Origin of the sequence: Paenibacillus cellulosilyticus, from assembly GCF_003182255.1 — a bacterium.
GTDB lineage: Bacteria > Bacillota > Bacilli > Paenibacillales > Paenibacillaceae > Paenibacillus_T > Paenibacillus_T cellulosilyticus.
Map to the genome: position 1 here is coordinate 44,122 of NZ_QGTQ01000033.1, position 21,920 is coordinate 66,041.

Annotated in this window: 16 protein-coding genes; 3 read left to right on the top strand and 13 right to left on the bottom strand. The window is 52.0% G+C overall.

Going from position 1 to position 21,920, the window contains the following annotated elements; all coding sequences use genetic code 11:
• Window positions 1-86 precede the first annotated feature (86 nt).
• Window positions 87-890 (top strand): lipase family protein, encoded by an 804-nt coding sequence (locus tag DFQ01_RS26440; RefSeq protein WP_110046939.1) that lies wholly within the window; start codon window positions 87-89, stop codon window positions 888-890.
• A gap of 64 nt (window positions 891-954) precedes the next feature.
• Here DFQ01_RS26440 and DFQ01_RS26445 read toward each other — a convergent pair whose 3' ends face one another.
• From DFQ01_RS26445 to DFQ01_RS26490, 10 genes are all read right to left on the bottom strand, one after another.
• Window positions 955-1,731: a GTP cyclohydrolase II gene (locus DFQ01_RS26445; RefSeq protein WP_110046940.1), complete on the bottom strand. Its 777-nt coding sequence runs from the start codon at window positions 1,729-1,731 to the stop codon at window positions 955-957.
• A gap of 362 nt (window positions 1,732-2,093) precedes the next feature.
• A complete protein-coding gene (gene trhA, locus DFQ01_RS26450) occupies window positions 2,094-2,732 on the bottom strand; it encodes a PAQR family membrane homeostasis protein TrhA (RefSeq protein ID WP_110046941.1) in 639 nt (212 codons plus the stop codon).
• Between the two features lie 4 nt (window positions 2,733-2,736).
• Complete coding sequence (locus tag DFQ01_RS26455) at window positions 2,737-3,135, bottom strand: hypothetical protein (RefSeq protein ID WP_110046942.1); 399 nt, start codon at window positions 3,133-3,135, stop codon at window positions 2,737-2,739.
• Entirely contained in the window at window positions 3,135-3,878 is a 744-nt protein-coding gene (locus DFQ01_RS26460; protein WP_110046943.1) for a pirin family protein, read from the bottom strand. Before DFQ01_RS26460 ends, DFQ01_RS26455 begins: the two co-directional genes overlap by 1 nt.
• 45 nt (window positions 3,879-3,923) lie before the next feature.
• A complete protein-coding gene (locus DFQ01_RS26465) occupies window positions 3,924-4,616 on the bottom strand; it encodes a lipase family protein (RefSeq protein WP_110046944.1) in 693 nt (230 codons plus the stop codon).
• A 237-nt stretch (window positions 4,617-4,853) separates the two neighbouring features.
• The gene (locus DFQ01_RS26470; protein ID WP_245946894.1) at window positions 4,854-9,125 is read right to left on the bottom strand and encodes a glycosyl hydrolase 53 family protein; all 4,272 of its coding nucleotides are present in this window, start codon (window positions 9,123-9,125) and stop codon (window positions 4,854-4,856) included.
• 203 nt (window positions 9,126-9,328) lie between these two features.
• On the bottom strand, window positions 9,329-12,199 hold the full coding sequence (locus DFQ01_RS26475) for a glycoside hydrolase family 3 protein (protein ID WP_245946895.1): 2,871 nt from the start codon (window positions 12,197-12,199) through the stop codon (window positions 9,329-9,331).
• Between the two features lie 155 nt (window positions 12,200-12,354).
• Window positions 12,355-13,302: a TRM11 family SAM-dependent methyltransferase gene (locus tag DFQ01_RS26480; RefSeq protein WP_342770016.1), complete on the bottom strand. Its 948-nt coding sequence runs from the start codon at window positions 13,300-13,302 to the stop codon at window positions 12,355-12,357.
• Window positions 13,303-13,317: 15 nt separating this feature from the next.
• Complete coding sequence (locus tag DFQ01_RS26485) at window positions 13,318-13,551, bottom strand: hypothetical protein (protein WP_110046945.1); 234 nt, start codon at window positions 13,549-13,551, stop codon at window positions 13,318-13,320.
• Between the two features lie 162 nt (window positions 13,552-13,713).
• Complete coding sequence (locus tag DFQ01_RS26490; RefSeq protein WP_146216927.1) at window positions 13,714-14,754, bottom strand: hypothetical protein; 1,041 nt, start codon at window positions 14,752-14,754, stop codon at window positions 13,714-13,716.
• Between the two features lie 508 nt (window positions 14,755-15,262).
• On the opposite strand from DFQ01_RS26490, the gene asnA reads away from it, so the two are divergent.
• The gene (gene asnA / locus DFQ01_RS26495) at window positions 15,263-16,279 is read left to right on the top strand and encodes an aspartate--ammonia ligase (protein WP_110046947.1); all 1,017 of its coding nucleotides are present in this window, start codon (window positions 15,263-15,265) and stop codon (window positions 16,277-16,279) included.
• Between the two features lie 139 nt (window positions 16,280-16,418).
• Here asnA and DFQ01_RS26500 read toward each other — a convergent pair whose 3' ends face one another.
• The 3 genes from DFQ01_RS26500 to efeO all read right to left on the bottom strand — a co-directional run bounded on the left by DFQ01_RS26500 (window position 16,419) and on the right by efeO (window position 20,575).
• On the bottom strand, window positions 16,419-18,278 hold the full coding sequence (locus tag DFQ01_RS26500) for an FTR1 family iron permease (RefSeq protein ID WP_110046948.1): 1,860 nt from the start codon (window positions 18,276-18,278) through the stop codon (window positions 16,419-16,421).
• A gap of 126 nt (window positions 18,279-18,404) precedes the next feature.
• Window positions 18,405-19,694 (bottom strand): iron uptake transporter deferrochelatase/peroxidase subunit, encoded by a 1,290-nt coding sequence (efeB, locus tag DFQ01_RS26505; RefSeq protein WP_110046949.1) that lies wholly within the window; start codon window positions 19,692-19,694, stop codon window positions 18,405-18,407.
• 8 nt (window positions 19,695-19,702) lie between these two features.
• Window positions 19,703-20,575 (bottom strand): iron uptake system protein EfeO, encoded by an 873-nt coding sequence (efeO, locus tag DFQ01_RS26510; RefSeq protein WP_110046950.1) that lies wholly within the window; start codon window positions 20,573-20,575, stop codon window positions 19,703-19,705.
• Window positions 20,576-20,857: 282 nt separating this feature from the next.
• On the opposite strand from efeO, the gene DFQ01_RS26515 reads away from it, so the two are divergent.
• The gene (locus DFQ01_RS26515; protein WP_174812538.1) at window positions 20,858-21,835 is read left to right on the top strand and encodes a spermine/spermidine synthase domain-containing protein; all 978 of its coding nucleotides are present in this window, start codon (window positions 20,858-20,860) and stop codon (window positions 21,833-21,835) included.
• Window positions 21,836-21,920: the final 85 nt, after the last annotated feature.

Below are 21,920 nucleotides of genomic sequence, written 5' to 3' on the forward strand. Positions count from 1 at the left end.
GTTCCGAATTGCCCTGCTGCTTCATAAACTGTATGGATGACCATTGGAATCCGTCTGTGTGGCGCAGCTTAGGGAGGGAATGGCAGATGGCAGAGAAAAAAAGTGATAATGGGCAGCGGTTCGACACTCGCACGGCGTTGTTCCTAGCGGCGGTATGCGGACAATCCCGAGTACAATACAGCAACCCTGACGGTGCATTCCTCATCCCTGCAGGCTACCAGCTGGCAGGTTCATTCAAAGCGCAGTCATACGAGAACAAACCGGAATATTTCGGCTTCGTCATCGAATCCGATCATGCTGTCGTCCTTACCTTCAGGGGTTCCTATTCCCCAACGGACTGGGTGTCGGATTTCATCTCGCAGCAGGTTCCGTTCAAACCGGTGAAAGCTTCCTGCCAATCGCATAAAGGCTTCACCGATATATATATGACGTGTCAACAGACCGTTCGCTCGATTCTAAAGGAGACCGATCCCGATAAGCCGCTGTTCGTGACAGGCCACAGCCTTGGCGGAGCACTCGGAACGCTGGCAGCCTTCGATATAGTCACGAATACGGATAGAGAACCCATCGTCTATACCTATGGGTCTCCTCGAGTCGGCGATGTTAAATTCGCCCGCTTGTATAATAGAGCCATTAAGCAGCACTGGCGGGTGCAAAATGAGTACGATATTGTACCTCACTTGCCGCCTCTCGTTTATCGACACTCGAAGCCAAAGAAGGTTTTTTACTATATGCATGTGAAAGGTGAAGTAAAACGGTCGTTTCGCATGGGTTCGGTGTCCAACAATCATTTGATCGGCAGTTATTTTGCAGATCTGTCGAGAGAAGATCCTGCTTATGCTTCGATGATATGCGAAGGGCCTCCCGGCTGGTGCCCGTCGCCCAGCTGATCCTCCCCTAAAGAGGAAAAGGACGGGCAAGCGCCCGTCCTTCGTGGTTCGTATTAAGTTGCCGCTATGATGATGGGTTTGTTCGGCTGCTGCTGTCGAAGTGACCGGAGCGGCGAACTTTGGTTTCCAAGTATCGCTTGTTGAACTCGGATACGTCGCCCCATAACGGTACACGTCCCGAGACGTCTGCACCTGAAGCGACCAACGCGTCTAGCTTGCGCGGGTTGTTGGTGATAAGCGTAACAGGTTTCGAACGAAGTTCCTTCAGCACTTGAATCGCATCGTCGTAGCTGCGGATATCGTCTTGGAAGCCGAGCTGCAGGTTGGCATCGACAGTGTCGTAGCCTTCCTCTTGCAGCACGTACGCCATCGCTTTGCTGAACAGGCCAATGCCGCGGCCTTCATGGTTCGCCAAGTAGAAGAGCGCGCCATTGCCGTGCTTCACGATCATCTTCATTGACTGCTCCAGCTGGTAGCCGCAATCGCAGCGCTTGCTGCCGAAGATGTCGCCCGTATGGCAGATGCTGTGCATACGAATGAGCGCGTCTGGCGCGTTGGCGAAGTCACCGTACACGAGTACGCTCGATTGCTGCATCTCAGCAAGATTAGATGCCGACAGACGCGAAATAATTTGCTCCGTCGACTGCGGTTCATCTTGGCATGTATCGCCTGCCATTTTGTCACAGCGAAGCCAGCAGTACCATTGGAATATATGCGTTTCGCCACCCAAGGAAACAGGCAGTCGAACCGGGCCGACCAAGTAAATCATCTTGTCGCCGCTTGGCACAGTGGTAATTTTACGCTTTAATATCGAAATGATGTCCGTTTGAATGGTGTGCATGCTGCTTCCGCTCCCCTCCACCATCGGCGTTTAGTTCTATCTAGTGTTGCCTGGCGGTAATGATCAAATTCATTTGCGAGTTGTGGTTACTTTTTGTAAGTATATAAAAGTATATGAATATACCATCCTTTTGTCAAATCGGCATTGCCGATCGGGCAACCATTTTTAGTAAAGCATGACCTCGTTCTCATCTATTGTACGCGCTGCTGCGGCGTTGGAACTAGACCTTCCCCATAAACGGCAATCGTCCCGAGGTAGAGCTGCTTCATTCTTTTATGCCGGCTGCGTTTGAATGAATAGCTGGTTATACATAAAAGGTGGTCCATCCATTATGGGCCACCTTTTGTCGTATCTATAGATGATTATAGGATAAACAACAAAATCGCAAAGAAATGCAGGATAGATCCGCCGAGTACAAACAGATGCCATACGGCATGATGGTAAGGGAAGCTTCGCCATACGTAGAATACGGTGCCGAATGTGTAGAGCAGTCCGCCAGTGATCAGCAGATGCAAGCCACCTGGGGCCAGCCCCTCCACGAGCGGTCCCCATGCGATGACGATAATCCACCCCATCGCGATGTACAACAGCGTCGAAGTGAAGAGAAACCGACTGGCGAAGAACGATTTGAACACAACGCCTGCAATTGCGACACCCCATACAACACCGAAGAGCGACCAGCCAAGCGCCCCCTTCACAATATGGAACAGAATGGGGGTGTACGTACCAGCGATAAACACATAAATGAACGAGTGATCGAGCACCTCGAACAAATTTTTGACTTTACCTTCAGGAAAGCTGTGGACGAGTGTTGATGCGGTGTACAGCAGCAGCATGGAGGTTCCATAAATCGTAAAGCTCACGACATGCACGGCCGTTCCTTTCCACGCTGCAAAAACAATCAGCAGGACGAGAGCAGCGATGCTGAGCGCAGCCCCGACACCATGCGTAATGGCGTTCGCAACTTCCTCGCGCCTCGTATACGTATGCGTATTCGCCATAAGGCTACACCTTCTCGTTCGAATAGGCCATATAGGAACCGACATTCAACGTAAGCGCTGCTCGTGCAGCATCATAACCCACAACAGGCTGATGCTCATCGTACATCCAATATTTCTGGACCGAGCCTTGGCTCAATGCAACTTCTGGTGGCAGTGCTTCGAAATAAAATAAGTTCAAGAAAGCTGCATTATCTGCAATAAAGGCTGCGTCCTCTGCATTCACGCCATGGACCTCTAGCGTCCATCGTCCATCTGACTCGCGAACATCAATGACCAGTCCAGCAATCGCGGTATCGATTAGCAATCGTCCGATCGCCAGTTTAATGAGCACCTTGGACCCGGCTGGTGGCGGTGATTGATGACCTGGACGTTTCGGCTCATAGATAGCTTGTGCCCCTGTCATTACGCTTCGCCTCCCTCGCGTACCGGCTGAGGCGTCATATCGATCAGCAGGGCCAGCAGCGGATGTTCACCGATCGCCGACATTCGGATGCCCGTCTCGTTCGTCATTCGAACCGTGTCGCCTTCTGACAACGTATTGGATACGCCATTGATCGTTAGTTCAGCAGAGCCTCTCGCGATATATAAATAATGCAGCCGCTCCGCCTGTGATTCATAGCTGACAACTTGACCTGGCTCCAACTGGGTCAGGCTGACGGTAACATCCTGATGAATGGCTGCAATATTCGGACCGCCTTCACGACTTACAACCGGCAGCCAGCGTCCGCGCAGTGCGTTCGTATCATAATGTGTCGTCTCATAGTCCGGCTTAAGACGGGCCTGCTCCGGCAGGAACCAGATTTGCAGCAGCTCAACTGGCTCTTGGCTTGGATTCACCTCTGAATGGATAATGCCCGTCCCCGCGGTCATCCGCTGAATGCCGCCAAATGTCGTCAAAGCCGTGTTCCCTGCACTGTCCTCATGCTTCAGCTCGCCGCGCAATACGACCGATACGATCTCCATCTCGCGATGCGGGTGGGCACCGAAGCCTCTTTCACCGGCAATAATGTCATGGTTAAAAACGCAAAGAGGACCGAAAAACCGGTTGCTCTCGTCAAAATAACCTGCGAACGAGAAGTAATGCCGGCTTTGCAGCCATCCTGCGTCATTAGAAGCGGCCTGTGCCGCTCTGCGAATATCGATCATAGCGATCCCTCCGATACTACTACTTAATACCCTTAGTGTATCGGATCAAATCCAACCGTTCAACCGGCTTCGAATGCGATCAACCGTTTTGTCCAAATTACAAACTGCTTCCTCATCAATAAATGGGTTCAAATGTTTAAAATAATCGGCGTGCCCGCCAACGATCGGCATTCCTTCTACGTAGCCTGGTGCGTATTTGTAATGGTTCCAGTGCGGAATCGCGCCCCGCTTGCTTCGGCTCCAGCCTCCCCAGCTGCCGATCCGGGTAATGGGATCGTTCAGCTTGCCGCTTGCATCAATCGAATGAAAATAACTGACGCGATCCTTCAGCGCTGGCAATACGCGAATGCGCGGCGAACCAATTTGCACAACTCGGAAATCACGCAGGACTCCGTCCTTATGCAGCTTAACCGCCGCCTGGTAAGCCGCTGCGCCACCGCCGCTGTGGCCGACCAGAAGTACAGGACCATTGCCGTGATAGGTTGCTTTTATGCCATCTACAGCCTTGCGCCCACCTACTCGGAACAGCGAAGGCCGATTCGTCAAATCACTGCCCACTTCAAGCACCTGCGCCCATACATTGCGGCTGTTGTTGCCATAAGGGAACAGCACATGAATATCCAGCTTGCTCGTTTCCTGCTTCAGCATGTTCTCCAGCTTCCGGCAGCATTCGTTGAACATTTGATTAGCCGTCGCTACGCCAGCCATTAAGTAAACCGTCAAGGGTGTCGTCATCATCGTGTTTTCCTCCGCGACCGTCATTGGAAGATGAATAAGTTGTATCTACATTATTTGAAGCTCGCATACGTTTTCATGCAGAGCCCTATGTTCCAATTCGAGCACAAACACTCATGAAATTTACAATATCTTATTCCTTCTACTGATGAAACGCAAATAAAACGTATAGCCGAATGCCAGCTGATAAAAAAAGAACAGCTGATTGTTGTTCAGCTGTTCTCTCTCTTGGTTCACCTGCTATTCTTTTGTACCAGATGCCGCTTCAATCGCTTGGAATGCCCAATGCGTGGATGGAACATCCGACCATGTCGGTGTCGTTACATCCGCGGTCAGTTCCAAGCCTAGAATGCGGTTAATGATCGTGACCGCTTCAGCACGGCTCAAGTATTGGTCTGGCTTGAAGCTGCCGTCAGAATAACCTGTCATGATGCCTGCATCAGCGACAAGCGCGATGTACGATGCCGACCAGTGGTCCGCTGTATCCGTGAATGCTGCAGAGGTATCGCCTTTAAGTCCGAGCCAACGCGCAACGATGGTTGCCATCTCTGCTCTCGTAATGGACTTCGTTGGTTGGAAGCTGCCGTCCTCATAGCCCGTCATCAGACCCCATGTGGATGCAGTCGCAATGGCGTCCGCCGCCCATCCGAACGAAGCGCTGTCCGTGAAGCTGACTGGATCGGAGCTTCCTTGTTCACTTGCCACACGCGAGAGAATGGAAGCCATCTCGGCACGTGTCACAGCCTGACTAGGACGGAACGTACCGTCTGGGTAACCATTCACATACGGCTGCTGCGATTCCATCTGCTGCAGGAACGAAGCCCAATTGTCGATTTGAAGAATCGAGAACGTACTGAACTTGTCTACATAGAACTTCAGACCGTAGCCCCCGTCTGCAACCTGCACAAGCTCCGGCTGCACCAGCTCTTTGTCACCATCGCTATGCTCGATATAAATCGCGAGGCTTGCAAGGAAGTCCGCACGTTTCGCTTCGTCCGTAGGGATCACGTCGCTTGGGAGTGGCAAAATCAGATCGACTGGTTTCACATTCGATTCGATCATCACTGGGCGGCCGACGATTTGCGTACCGCCATCGCCTGCCACCGTTACAACAAGCTGCTCGCCTTTCGCACGATCAAGAACCTCTTGTGCATCCTTGCTGCTCTTCAGCGGTGTAACCGTAAATACCACTTCTCCATTTTGCGAACGAATTGTTTCTTTCGATACGCTAATAGTAGCGCCGCCGGCCGTTAATTCAAGACCGACACCGCTATCCGCCAGCGCTCTGACTGCATCCGCTGGCAGCGTTACATCAATCTCAGAAACTTCATCCTGCGAGTCTGGGATGACGATCTCCACCGAATGCTGGCCGTCGGCAGCTGCCTTCGAGGCTGCAGCCTTCGCAATGTCAGCAGGCAGTGTCAGCTCATCCTTCTTCGTGCCATCCGACTTCGTTGAACGCTGCACGTTAACGGACGATCCACCATTAAGCGTAATACCGATTTGCGAATTACCCGAGCTAATGATCGTTACCGACGATGAATTCGTTGGTTTCGTTGGTTCTGACGGATCTGTTGGGGCCGTATAATCCCCAGCATAGCTCAGATAGAAGTCATCCAGCGTTCCCCATGCACCAGCATCTGCCTTAATGTTGGCGCCGATCGTGATTGTGCCATCCGTGACGAGAATGTTCTGGATCTCCGGCGTATTCCATACTACCCATCCGTTAACGCCAGTTGCTGCTTTCGTTTCCGTGCCACCGGCAATTGCGAACAGGTTCATATCCGGATTGGCTGCGTCGCCGCCTTGAATATTCATCGACAGGTTGTAATAGCCTGTCTTCAGACCTGTAATCGTCTGTTCTACTTTGAATTGAACACCTTTTGCAGAATAAAAGTGAAGGGAGTAATTACCCGTCTTCGCATCGCTTGCTTTGTTCTGATAGTCCGGTTCTGTAAAGCCTTCTGGATACGTAATCTTCCACATGCTGCGATCGCTTTGCTCGAAGCTTCCGTTTACAACGTAGTTCTGTGCCTTGACTGTCAGCAGCGCCTTCACAGCTTGTTGTCCATCGACTACACCATTAATAACGTAGCTGCCAGCACCACCGGCAACCGCCGCCGCGTACTGCGTCTGATCCCAAGTTACCGCTGCCGATCCAGTCGTGCTGTCGTTATACGTTACCGTAACGGAGGATGGCAGCGTGATTGACTCGCCCGCGATAGCTTCAACTGTAACATCTTTAATCTCATCGATACGGAGCGGCGCAACCGCACCGTTATTCACGTATTGGAACACCTTCAATGAAGGAAGCGGATGTCCCGTGAAATCGAACAACGCTTGATTATCGACCGCGCTGCCGCCGTACCATTCGCCTGCATCATCTGGGTCGTATTCCGCTGCATAGCTGGATGCCCAGCCAGAGCCGAACTGTTCCCACTTCAGCTTGTTCTGCTCAAGCTCAGATGCAGGTCCTACTGGCAGCCATGCTGGCTCCCAATAGAATACGCCAAGTCCCGCAGCGCCTACATTCGCAACCGCCTCGATAACGTTACGAACAGAAGTGGCTTGTCCTTGTACCGTAATTGGATAATCCAGCGTCTGTCCGCTGCTCTTCGGAGCCGTATTGCCGTGGCCGTCTCCATCCTCAGCGGTGTACGCATAAGACGTCTCAGCTACCATAACTTTCTTGCCATACGTATCCGCCACATTTTTCAGTACCGACGTCAGATTGCTGAGCGTACCGTGCCAGAACGGATAATAGGAGCTTGCGAATACGTCATAGTCGACGTTGTTGTTTTGCAGCGTCTGCGCATAAGAAGCATAGCGGCCCGATGTTTCCGGATTCGTAAAATGCAGAGCGATTAAGATCGAAGGATCGATTTCACGGATCGCTTGGCTGCCCGCGTTGAACAATGCACTCATTTTCGTCCAATCCGTCTCGCCGACGAATCGTCCATTCGTTTCATTGCCGACCTGTACCATACCGATGTCGATGCCAGCATCCAGCAGCTCCTGAAGACTTTCTTTCGTGTAGTTGTACAAAGCCGTTTTCTTATCATCAAAGCTGAGGTTCGCCCACGCCTTCGGCGCTTTCTGCTTGCTTGGGTCTGCCCAGAAATCAGAGTAATGGAAGTCTACAAGCAGCTTCATGCCATTGGCAGTCGCCCGCTTGCCGATCTCAATCGCATGCGCTAGATCGTTATCACCGCCGCCATAACCACGGCCTGTCGTATCGAATGGATCGTTCCAAACACGAACCCGAATATAGTTCACACCGTCATCGTGGAGTGTCGTGAAAATATCCTGCTCTTCACCTGCTTCATTGTAGAACGTAACGCCACTCGCTTCGAGCGACAGAATGCTGGAGATGTCTACGCCTTTAATGAAATCATCCGAAAGACCCGCTACCTTCTTCACGAAAATGTCGGCTGCCGCGGGTTCCTCTGGCTGCTCCGTATTCGTGCTCGTCTGCGTCAGCACGAAGCCGTCTACATAACCCCAAGCGCCCGGCGCACCAGTAATGACTCCGCCGACCTCAACATTCTGAGTGTCCTGCGACAAGACGAATGTCAATTGGACTGCATCCCATGCATTATAGCCTGTTGTAGCAACTGAGCTGCCTGATGTGGTACCAGCAAACAGCTTCAGGCTGCCTGCTTGATTGTCAGACCCGCCCATCGAATTAGCTGTCAGCTCATAAGTGCCTGCTGGAAGCGCAGCGATCGTCTGCTTAACCGTAATCGATTGGCTGCTCGTCGCTGCCGACTTGATCCAATATTTGAAGCCGTACTCGCCTTCGCTTGGCGTAAGATAAGAGTCTGTTGCGTACTTGAATTGACTCAGCTCTACGCTATTCCAATCCGTTGGCTCCACCGTCCAGGAGTTGTCCGACCAGAAGTCCGACTCGAACCCGCCATTCGTAATAAGCGGCGCCTCTGGTTCAATCTTCACCAGCTTCACGCTGTCCAAATAACCCCATGCATTGGGCGCACCATTAACGATCGCGCCAATCTCGATGCTGGTTGCGTCCTGCTCAAGCTCGAACGACAAGCTCACCGTATCCCATGCATTGTAGCCGGTCGTTGCCTTCGCTGTACCCGTGTTAGTGCCAGCGTATAATTGTACAGTACCAGCTGCGCTGCCGCTGCCACCCATGGAACGAATCGACAGCTCATAGCTGCCTGCCGGCAGCGACGCAATCGTCTGTTTAACCGTCAGCGACTGATTGCTTGTCGCCGTATCCTTGATCCAATATTTGAACGCATTCGCTCCCTCGTCCGGCGTTATGTACGAGTCATTCGAATATAGGTACTGCTGTAGATCTACACTGCTCCAATCATTTGGCTCTACCGTCCACGAGCCGTCCGACCAGAAATCTGATTCAAATCCGCCGTTAACAACACCTGCATTCGGCGCATCTGCGGCTGATACAACAGCACCTAGGCCAAACCAGGATGAGCTGAACGCCAACAGCAGGGCCATTACCATGCTTATTGCTTTTCTTCTCACGTTCAAATCCCCTCTCTCTTCACGTCATGATGATCGCGTTAATGAAAGCGCTTATCATTTAAGACTATAGCAATCGTTGGGATTCCCGTGAAGTTATTCATTCGCAACATTTTGTATGCAAATGCAAGGATATGCAGCAAAAGGCCGCATCGTTCACCAACTATCGATGAACGAAGCAGCCTTAACTTATTACATCAGCCTAGTTATTGGAAACGTAGACGATTCAAGCGAATCGCACCCTCCAGCTGTACATATAACGTATGTCGTCCGCTAATCGAAACGATGCTGCTGCCGACTGTCGACCAATTGTGCCAGCCGCCCGTCATCGCAACGTTGTACTTGGCAATTGCCGGTCCGTCGATAGCGTCCAGCCAAATATTAATTGTGCCGCCCGCTGACTCCCCTGACGATGCTTTCGCTTCGAAGGTAAAGACCTCTGAATCAAAATCAACGTTATCAAACCGAATCCAGCCTGTACCGCCAACAGGTGCTACTGCAGTTCCGCCCTCGCGGCATTCCTCCAGTCGAACCGATTCATACTCGTTGTAGCTCTCCGCCCATGTCCAAGCTGACAGGCTGCGCGGCGGAACCGTCTCGCCCTCTACTTGAATATGAGCGGTCAAACGAATATCAGTGGACGAGCGGCCGACCAGAATGGAGTATTCTCCGCTCTCTACACAGTACCGCTCACGCGATACGTCCCAGAATGCTAGCTCCGAAGCGGGCAGGCGGAACGTAATACGCTGGCTTGCGCCCGCTTCCGTGCAGGTTCGCGTGAAACCGCGAAGCTGCTTGATCGGACGTTCAACGGTGGACTGCTCTGCACGAATATACAGCTGCGGAACCTCATCGCTCGTCAAGCTGCCAACGTTCTCAATTGTGAACGACAGCTCCAGCGTATCGTCAGCACCTTTCAGCACGCTGCTGCTAAGTGCCAGATCACGATATTCGAACGGCGAGTACGTAAGGCCGTAACCGAAAGGATAAAGCGGCTCTCCGTCAAAATATTGATACGTCCGCTTCCCTTTACGAATGTCATATTCCAGCATGCTTGGCAGCTGCGACTCCGAAGCATACCATGTCATCGGCAGTCTGCCAGCTGGTGCATAATCGCCGAACAATACGTCCGCGATTGCAGTGCCAGCCTCTTGCCCTCCATGTGGCATATAGACGATAGCTTGCACAAGCTCGGCAATATCGCCAAGTGCATAAGGGTAGCTGCCGACAATGACAACGATCGTGTTCGGGTTCGTTTCAGCAACACGACGGATCAATCGCTCCTGCGAAGGAGGCAGCTCTAGACTAAAGCGATCGATCTCTTCTTTTCCGTTAACAACCGGGTTATTACCGACAAAAACGACAGCTGCAGACGCTTGAGCCGCAGCCTGTGCCGCTTCCTCCACGCCATCCTTCAGCACGATCCGTTCATACAAGCTATCTGACGTTTGGTACCCTGCATTCTCTCCAACAATCAGCTCGCCATCATCAGCTGCAGCAATCGGATGACCGTTCCAGCTCAACAAACGATAGATTTGCCCGCCATCCGCCTCGGATGCAGCCTCTTGCAGCACGAGTTGGAAGCTTTCCTTCACGAACCAGCCATATACTTCATCAGCGGACACGGTTGCTTTCATGTCCGTCTCTGTGGTGACGAATTTGCCATTCGACGATGCAAGGAACGAATGCGCATTCCAGCCCCAATCGTTATGGGCAAAAATTTCTGCTCCGTCCAGATCGGCAGAACCCGCCGCCAAAACAGGCTTCTCCCCCTCCGCTGCTTCACGAACCTTCAGGAATTGGCCATTTCGAACGGAGCGCCAAGCGATACGGTCGAGTCCATTTGTTTTCGAAACCGTTTTCGAATTAAGCCGCGATTGAATGCCTTGGAACGGCGTTATTTTGTACGGCAGCTCGCCGCAATACCAGCCACGAAGCATTTCATCCGCAAGCGGTCCAATAACCGCTAACGATTCCAGCTTCTTAGCGGACAATGGCAGCAGCCCATTCTCGTTGCGCAGCAGGACGATCGATTCTCTTGCCGCCTGCAGTGCCGCTTCGCCATGCTCTTTCGAAGCAACAACCGACATCGGAATCGCCTTATACGGATTACCTTCTGCCGGATCCATCATTCCGAGCATGAATCGAACACGAAGCATATTCGTTAGCGCCTCGTCTAGATCAGCCTCTGTCAGCAGCTGTCGCTCTAGTGCTTCGCGAACCGCATCACAGACGAGCTGCGCATCATCCGTCAGCGTATCGATACCCGCTTTGATGGCTGCCGCTGCCGACTCTGCATGTGACTCATATCGTTTATGGAAGTCTACCGTCTGGGACAGGTCACCGCCATCACATACGGCGAAACCTCGCATTCCCCATTCGCCCTTCAATACGCCGCGAATATCTGCATGCTCCAGCGCCGGTGTGCCGTTGATCTCGTTGTAAGCTGTCATGATCGACAACGCGCCGCCTTCAGTGAAAGCCGGCTCGAACGCTTTCAAGTAATATTCTCTACGGTTGCGTGGATCGATGCTGGAGGAGCCATCCAATCTGCCAACTTCGTTGTTGTTACCGTAGAAGTGCTTTGGAGAAGCGACCATTTTCACGTACTTCTCATGGTCACCTTGCATCCCGCGAACGAGAGAAGCAGCCAGTTTGCCTGTCAGATGCGGATCTTCGCCATAAGCTTCTTCATTGCGTCCCCAGCGAGGATCACGCTCCATATCTATCGTTGGTGCCCAGCGCATGAGGCCATGCTGGCTGTTATGATTATTCAGCGCACGAGCTTCATCGCCCATTACGCTTCCGATGCGATACATCAATTGTGTATTCCATGTGTTCGCAAGCCCGATCGGCTGCGGGAATACAGTAGCTGCTGTGCCGCCGCGCGAGACGATACCGTGTGCCGCTTCGCCTCCAACCCATACTTCCTCCAGGCCCAGTCTTGGCACTGCCGCTTGATGCGTTGGCATCAGAGAAATTTTCTCTTCTAATGTTAGTCGTGTGAGGAGGTCGGTAACTCGCACATCAATTGCAAGACTCGTATCTAGATACGGATACTTCATTTGCAGCGTCATGTCCACACTCCTTAATATGTATAGAATCGCGTTGATAGCGCTGTCATCCTAATTCGACTACGAGATCGAAAACCCTTTCGATCCCGTATATTTTCCCATAAAATCGCCTATACTCAACATCTGCAAGTGAGCAAAACATCCGAGGTTACAATACGCTAGTCCCGGCTAACAAGGTACAAATAGCGTACGAAGCTGCTTTTGCGTACTTGGCAGTCATCGATCAGCTTCCAGCCGGTCTGCACCAGCTTGGCATCCAGTGGTGACGTTGCCACAACGACCGCCCGAGGAGCAAGGCGTCCAAGCGACACGAGCATCGCAAGCTCTTCTTCCTCCGGCAGCTTGGAGCATAAATTATAGGGCAAGTCCAGCACAGCCGCATCATAGGTCCCTTCTAACGTCAGCATATCTGCCTTCGCAGCGAGTGTAGTTGGATAGCCAAAGTGCGCCAGATTGATTCTAGCCCCTCGGAGCGCAAGCGGGTTACGATCATAGCCCTGCATTTGAATGCCCATCGACTGTGCTTCAAGGACGACAGTACCGATGCCGCAGCATGGGTCCACAGCACGGACATCCGTCGGATCAGGTACCGCAATGTTTGCAACGGCTCGCGCTATCCGGGTACTCAATGCCGTCGAATACTTCTGCGGCTTATCGTTATGACGCAGCCATACGGCTTCGCCTTCCACAGCCTCGCCTATTACCCAGCGGCCATTTGCATAAGCAACACCAAACAGTCGATCCGATTGGCGCATGCTTGCTCTCCCACGAATGACCGCGCCGATCCGGCGTTCAATCGATCGCTTCTCTTCGAAGTCAGGAGCGAGGGACAACTCGCCCGTGTCCACATACACCACTTTGAACGTACCGCTGCCAGCGTCAAGCTTCGGCGCCTGTTCTACCAGACCATCAAGCGTATCACTTGCCGCTTCCACACGAATTCGCATTTTGACAAAAGGGCTCCGCGACGGCGGCACTTCGAGCGTGCTCACCGCATAACGAATGCCCTCTTCCTTCGCCCACTTCGCCTTCGGTATGTTTAGCAGCGTGCGAAGCTCCATCCCGCACAGCTCAGACTCATCCTCGTGGTGGGCATATACATACACATACTCGCTCATCATCTATTCGCGCAGTGCGTCGCGAAGCCGTGTTGCCATCGTCGACATCGCCTCTGGCTGACGTGCTGCTGCGCCGCTCTTTCCTTTCAACCGATGCAGCTCTCGCTTCGCATTCGCAAGCTCCGACTTGCATTGCGCCAGCTCCTGCTGCAACGATTCAACCTCACGCTGCAGTCGCTCGTTATCCGCTGCGAGGTGAGCAGTTCCTTCATTCATGTTGTCCTCATGGGTCGTCATTGCTTCGTCCGGCCTCCTCTCGCCATTCTCTTGATTGTATCATATCACACACCGTTTCTCGTTTTTTAACAAGGTCCATACGTGCTGGCTCAGTCGATAAAAAAATCCCGCTGCCAGTTCGCACTGTTCAGCGAGATTGTTAGTCTACAACTTCTTATTCGTTCATCCTATTACAGACGATTGTCGCAGGAGCAAGAGCAGCTGTTCAATAGCTGCGGTTTCCTCTTCCTGGAGTTGATCCAGCCGCCTATCGATATTGTGAATGAGCTTCTCATTCTGATCGGAGATGAAAGATCGGACCAAGGAATTTCGGAGCAGCAGCGCCTGTTTTACGACTGAAGATAGCTGGTTTCGCAGCTCGGACTGCACCTCTATATCCTTATTCGCTGCCAAATATTCGACTAAGCCGGACAAGCATTTCTTATGCTCCCATAAGATGTGATACGGCAGAAGAGATGGCCGGACCCTGCTGTCCCGTGCTCGCATCAGTTCAATATGCCGGCGCAGCTCGTCGTAAACTTGAACACCAAACACCGCATTTTCTCTTGGTTTTCTAAAAACGGGGAATCGGTCGTATGTGTTCCTTCCATGCAAGTAGTCATCCAGTAAGTGATAAGCCAGCTCGAAATTAAAAGGATAGGCGGCATCCTTCTCCGGCTGGATCAAAAGCATTTTGGAACGATTGTTGGCATCAATCGCACAACCGGACTTCACTGCTGTCACAAGCTGCGACATGCTGATCTCAATCGCCTCGTAATGATTTCGGGTGGAGTAATCCATGACGATAAATTGTCCATCCGCGCAATCATACCCGATGACGAGCACCTGGCTGCGTCGATGCACTTTCTCGAAAGAGATGGAATGGAGCAGGTAGAAGCAATCACACTCGATATACACGTACTGCCCTCGATCGATACAAAGCTTTAAAAATTCATCCATCTCCATCATCGTGCTCATGAACGACACTTCTACTTCCTGATAATAAAGAAAAGGATTATTGGTATGCCGGAACATGAAGTATTCTCCCATATAAAAACTTAACCAATGGATATCCTGCTCCATCGCTCTCTCCGTATGCAGCTGTAGAAAATGGTTATAAACCCAAGGTGTTGCAGCTGGATTATTCTCCATAATCGCGAGTAAATGCGCATACCGTTTGTAGCCTGCCACGCTAGGCATCTGGATCGGCAATACCCTCCTCATCTTAATTAATTCCCTTTTGCGACTGTCGGCTGCTGCTCCATATGATCCACGATTCCATTCAATGAGACTATAGCAGCACTGCCATTCATGATTGCTTCTCTTTGCATAGTTAATCTCCCCTATCTATGGTAGTACGATCAGCTTCACTCCAACCTCCCTTATGGACATCGAAATTTAGGTTACTGTCCGCTTCCGACAGTAGGTTGTCTTGATCTTGATCCAGCAGCAGCTGCATCATGTCAATATTATCAAAAATTAGTATATACTGATAAGTGCTAATGGTCGCTACAGGCCCAGCATCCTCGATGTTCCTGACGCATAAACATTACCGCGCACGGATACTCATTGACATTAATACTGACATTAGCAATCCCTCCCTATAAGAATGGAGTTAAACAAATTAAACTAACGAAAATAATTTTTTCGAGTATGTTGTGTTATTAGCTATCTTGAACTACTCTAGATATGAATTGCATATTTTATAAATTTTGGGAGGTAAATTGCGATTATGTTGACAGAAACACAGCTTCTTCCTGACGGCTATGTGTCCACACAGAGCCTAGGAGAACTAAACGATTCGATTCATCTGGTGAAAACCGTATTCGAATCAAATCTTGCCCGCCGATTGAACTTGAAGCGCGTATCATCCCCGTTATTTCTTGAGAGCGGTACGGGCGTCAACGATCAGTTGAACGGGATTGAAGCTCCTGTTAGCTTCCAGCCATCCCACATTGACTCCGAAAAGCTGGAGATTGTTCATTCTCTCGCGAAGTGGAAACGAACGGCCCTCGCTATGTACGAGATGGCTCCAGGTTCGGGTCTGGTTACCGACATGAAAGCGATTCGGAAGGACGAAGAAGTCGGCCCTATCCATTCGATCTATGTCGATCAGTGGGACTGGGAGCAAGTCATCGACAAGCATGATCGGCATACGAATACACTCCGCGATACAGTTCGTATCATTTATGCGTGTATAAAGGATACTGAAGCTCACATTAACCGGGAGTATCCTGCATTACACAATAAGCTGCCAGAGCATATTACTTTCATCACTTCACAAGAACTTGAGGATCGGTATCCGAATGCTTCGCCAAAGCAGCGTGAGGATTTGATCGCCGAACAATTCAAAGCCGTCTTCATCGAGCAAATCGGAGGATCGCTGAGATCAGGAATGAAGCATGATGGTCGTTCGCCTGACTATGATGACTGGCAGCTGAATGGCGACATCATCTTATGGAATCCGGTGCTTCAATCGGCCTTCGAAGTATCTTCCATGGGAATACGCGTCGATGAAGAGGCGCTGCTGAGGCAGTTGAAGCTGGCAGGCAACATGGAACGTGTTCAGCTTGATTTTCACCGAAGCATTCTTGAACGCCGTCTGCCGTACTCAATCGGAGGCGGAATCGGCCAATCTCGACTGTGCATGTTCTTGCTTGAAAAGGCCCACATCGGTGAAATTCAACATTCGGTATGGCCCAAACAGATGCGAGCGCTATGCGAGTCAAGGAATGTAAGGCTGCTGTAGTATCATTCTCCGATCATGATTGTACCCCAACAACCTCAATGAGCAGGTCGCTTCAATACAAACAAAACAAGCTATCCCGCTGTCAGCTTACGCTGGCTTGCGAGATAGCTTGTTTGCCATTATCGGGTTCTGCAATGAATTAAGGAGACACAACATCAGCGATACGAGCGGTACGTTTACGGCCGACAAGCACTTGCCCGGCGATATACGCCAGCACCGCAAGCTGCGGGATAACCGTCTCCCATGTCGGGTAGATGCCAAGCCAGTCGATCGCTGGTACCGATGCAACGTGATGCGATGGCAGTGTGCCCGCAACCTGCAGCGAATGAATGCTCTCGCCCAAGAAGCGGAACACGAGATAGTAGATGAGCACGGAAGCCGTCAAGAAGAACATTCGAATTGGCAGCTTCACGCTGAACGTAATGATGAAATAACCAAGCGCGATGAGCAATGCGAATGTGACGCCGAAGCCAAGTGCTAGCTGGCCCGGTGCGATGGATGGAGCCATCCCGATATAGAAAATCGTCGTCTCTGCTCCTTCGCGCGCAATCGCTAAGCACGATACGGCGAACAACGACCACAGGCTGCCGCGGCGCAGTGCAGCGCCCATCGTTCGGTCAATATATTGGTTCCACGCCTGCAGGTTCGCTTTGCCGTGCAGCCAGCTGCCAACCGTGAGCATGAGAATAACCGAGCCGAGGCCTGCGTAGCCTTCGATCATCTCGCGTGTGCTGCCCGAAGACGCCTTCGTCACCACGTAGGTGAGCACCAGCGCCATTACGCCGCTGATCAGGAAGCCCGACCAAACGCCCGACCATACCCAGCCGCGCTTGTTCTGGTTGCCCGTCTTCTTCAAGTAGGACAGCAGTGCGGCAAGAACGAGAATCGCTTCCAACCCTTCCCGGAACAAAATCGCGCCAGCATCCCATGCTGTATATTTCGCGTCTGCGACAAAAGGTTTAAGCTCGCTCTTCATCTGCTCGATGAGCGACTCGGCTTTATCAAGCTGCGGCGGGTTGGCCACCAAGTAGCTTGGCGCCTCCGTCATCTCGTTCTCGATGCTCCGATAGACGGAAGAAGAACGAATCGACACTTGGCCTTCTACGTTCGGCCACATCGTAATGAATGATTGCAGCTTCGCTTCCGCTTCTGCTGCGCTGCCCGACTGGATCAAAGCGGTCGCTTGATCCAACACAGCGATCAGATCGGCTACCGTCAGATCAGAACTAGACGATGTGGCTGCCGCCAGCTTGCCCGCAGCGTAATCATTCAAATAGCTAATCAGCGTATCCGTCTCCGCCTTCGCTTGATCCGCACGCGGCGGCTCTGCTCTCAGATCGATCCGGATCATGCTGATGCTCGTCTCGATACTGCCATAAACCGTCGTATTATCATCACGAATCGGCTGCTCGGATTTGGCCCATGCACTCTCCAGTATCCGATAATCGGCGTTTGCTGCCGACCACTCCTCGGCTTCGATATGGCCCAGCAGCGTACGCAGCGTTGGTACAAGGCCCACAGCCGCATCCGGCCCAGACAACGTTTCTTCTGCTACCGCAGCCTTCTTAAACGCATTCACAGCACTCGCTAATGCAGCAAGCGCCTTCTTCGCTGCAGCCGGGTCTGTCTTCGAATCTGCAATCGATTGGGAGGCTGCGTCGAATGCCTCATCGACCTTCGCAGATAGATCCGACTTGCCAGCATTGACGGCCTTCCATTCGCTGCTGGCCTCAATGATCGCTTGGGATGCCGCATCATGGTCATCGCGTCCGATATCAACGAGAGCGCCGCCAACAAGCGGCAGAATCTTCCCCAGCGTCTCGGCTTGCGATTCATTCAGCTGCTGTACATCACTAGCCGCTGCTGCGTATGCGGTTGCTGAACTGCCAACTGAAGCAACAATCAGGATTGCTGCCGCCAGCGTAATAATAATCGTTCTCCATGATTCCAGCACCGTCCATCGTGCTGTCGATCCTTTAAGCTCTTGATGTGTCCACATTTCAGCACCGCGTCCTTTCCCGTACCTGCTACGAAACAATCGAAGAGACCGATCCGGCCTTCTATCGGCCGCATCGGTCTGTTCAGCTGCTAATGTTATCTATATAAGTCCGTTGGATTGACAGAATTAAAGAAGCGTATCGCCAATGTATCCACCTTCCTTGACGCCTGGGAAGCAGGCGAACAATGCACTTCCGTTATGTTCGATATATTCGTTCAGACGGTCGCTCGCTGCAAGCGTACGCTGCATCGGGATGAACTGCTTCGCCACATTGCGATTAAAAGCAACGAACAACAGCCCTGCATCCAGCTGACCCGTACGTGTATCTAGACCACTGGAATAGGAGAACGAGCGGCGCAAAATTTGAACCCCATTCTCCTTCGCGACACGGATATGCGCGCCTATTGGAATGACTGGCTTGCCCTTCTCATCCTTGCGATCGAGATCAATCGCATCGAACTCCTTCTCGCCGCCAAGCGGGGCGCCGCTTGTACGGTAGCGCCCGAATGTCGCCTCTTGATCGCCTAACGTCGATCGATCCCATACCTCTACGCGAATGCGGATACGGCGCACAACCATATAGCTGCCACCGGCCATCCACTGCGGTCCGTCGCTCGCCTGTGTCCACACAACCTCATTCATCTTCGCTTCATCCGTCACATCCGGATTGCCCGTACCATCCTTAAAGCCCATCAGGTTGCGTGCTGTTCCGCCGCTCGGATCAGAGCCGCCTGTCCGTTGGAACCCTTCCTGCGTCCACCGAAGCGCTGCCTTCCCGCGCGCGATGCGAGCCAAATTGCGAATGGCGCGGAACGCCACCTGCATATCGTTCGCGCAGGCCTGCACCCCGATATCGCCGCCCATCCATTCGGAGCGAAGCGCATCGCCGCTAAAAGCCGGCAGGTCCTGCAGCTCCGCCGGTTTACGGTCAGCGAGTCCGAAGCGGCCATCGAAGAAGGATGGCCCGACTCCGAACGTCAGCGTCGTCTTGGATGGCTGCAAGCCAGCCGCTTCGCCTGTATCCGAAGGCGGCACATTCAAGTTCTCATTATCCTCGCCCAGCATGCCGCCCTGTGTAATGACTGCTGCCGCAGCCGTCCAATCCTTGAACAGCTGGCGCACTTCATCGACGGACGCTGCCGTCACATCGAAAGAAGCGAAGACGATGAAATCCTGTGCAGGCGTCACAATGCCCGCCTGATGCTGGCCATAGAAAGGAATCTCTTCATGATAGCTGCTGTTCGTCGGAGAAGCGGATGCCGAGACACTGCCGCTTGAGCTTGATTTGAACAAAGCGCCGACGCCGGCGCCGCCGAGCAGAAGCCCAGCGCCGCCAATACCAGCCATTTTCAACAGATCGCGACGGCTGATTCCACCTTCACGACTGTTCTTGTCTTCCTTGCGATTGGCTGTCATAGCTGTTATTACACTCCCAGCGCTTTGCCCATTTGGGACAAAGGCTCTGCCAATGCGTCAAGCGCTTGGCTGAGTGTACGCGTATCGTCTTCCTTCAGTTCCGTGAACGCCACATAGCCGTCGCCGGACTTGTATTTAGCAAGCAGCGCTTCAAGCGCCGTAAATTTCTCGCCGATCGACTTTTCTAGATCTGCATCTTGGCTGGACAGCTCCGGCTGCAGCAATTCATAAATTTTCTTTGCGCCTTCAACGTTGGCTACGAAGTCATATAGGTCGGTGTGCGAGTAACGCTCTTCTTCGCCTGTTACTTTGGACGAGGAAACCTCGTTCAACAGCTCGACAGCACCAGTCGTCAGCATAGCCGTATCGACTTCAACCGTCTCCATCAATGCACGGAGCGACTTGACATCGCTCAGCAGACGATCAGCGAACTCTTCCGTACCTGCTGTCGCGTTATCTTCCCATAGACCTTTCTCGATCCGGTGGAAGCCGCGCCAGTCGGCTGCTTCAACGTCACCGTCACGTGCGTCGATGTCTGGGTCGAAGTTGCCGAGTGCTTCAGCGATTGGCTCAATTCGCTCGTAGTACATGCGAGTAGGTGCGTACAACAGCTTAGCCTGCTCCAGATCGCCACTCTTCACAGCATTAACGAACTTCTCCGTCTCTACGATCAGTTGATCGCTCTGTTCGATCGAGAACTGGCGGTATTGTTCAAGTACGTCCTTCAGCTTCGCATTCAGATCGGTAGAATCTGTGGATGCTTGAGTCGTATCCGCCGGCTGCGCAGCAGCGTCCGTCTCCTTGGAATTATCGGATGAGCAGCCCGCGAATACGACGGACATAGCAAGTACGAGCGATGCGAACAACAATTTGGCTTTCATGAATGACATCTCCTCAGTCGGTAATATATTTTCGTTCACTAGGAACGGAATAGGTTCTCGTTACAAATCTCATCACGGAGTATAGTCGAAAGTGATAATCATTGTCAATAAGCTTAATGGCACAGCATTCCCTTTTTAAAGGGGATACCGCTAACATTATTCATCTGTTATAACTTGTTCACAAATGGGCTATTTCCCAAACGGACGGGCTTTGTCCTGCATACGGTATGAAAGGAGCTTGTACGTTTCATTGGCTTGATTTTCAAGGAGGAGATGGCATCGGTGTATCTGTTTGAGTTTGAAATCGGCCTCATGACAGGACTATGTGTGGTGGCGATCATTTGGAGAGCGCTGTACTGGAGGAAGCAGTGGATGGAGTCCTATATCCGGGCAGATGAAGAGCCAAATGGTCAATATCAGGTAATCATGCGCAAACGGTCACCCCACCAAAAAATTGCGATTGCAGAGCATAATGGCATCTACCATCTCTATGCCGGCGGCTTGAGGATGCTGAGCACCGACGAGTCCGAGACGCAATATGCAGAGGCGCTTGTTCATGTACCAATGGCCGCCGCTGTTAACCATGAAGCTGTGCTCATTATCGGCTCTGGAACAGGGATCACAGCTCGCGAAGTGCTGCGCTACGAAGACGTTGAGACAATAACGGCTGTCGATCTTGATCCAATTATCGTCGATCTTGGGCTCAATTATGAACCGTTCGTCAACTTCACGAATGGCGCACTGCATGATCTCCGCGTAAAGAATGTGCTGACAGACGGCCGTACTTATCTCGAAGGCTGCAGCGACCGCTGGGATGTCATCCTAATCAACCTGCCCACTCCATCTTCGACGGCATTTGAATTGTCCAAGCTATATTCGGTTGAGTTCTACCGACTGCTCAAGTCCAGACTGAATCCTGGAGGTTCGCTTGCAATCGCCTGCCCGGTCGTCTCGCTTATGCCGGAATATGTTGCAGCCGTGCAAGCAACACTACGGACTGCCGGCTTCCACGTCATCCCCTATCACACAAATGATACTGTCGAGTTTGCAATCAACGGTGTCGTCTGTCTAGCTACATTAAGGCCAATAAGGACAGATACAATCAAGCCCCTTATTCCGCTCAACTATTTGTCGAAGGAGCAGCTAGCCGATATGTTCATGATCCCTCGCTATCTTCGTGTCGACTGGGACGAGGATGAGGTGCAGACCGACCGGAACACGCTGCTGATCGACATCGTTGAGCATGAATTCGAGGACTAAGCCAATGTCCACCACCACCACCGCATTCACACAAAGCGTTCGCATATGCCAAGGGCGGTCCCTGTCATTTCCAGGACCGCCCTTC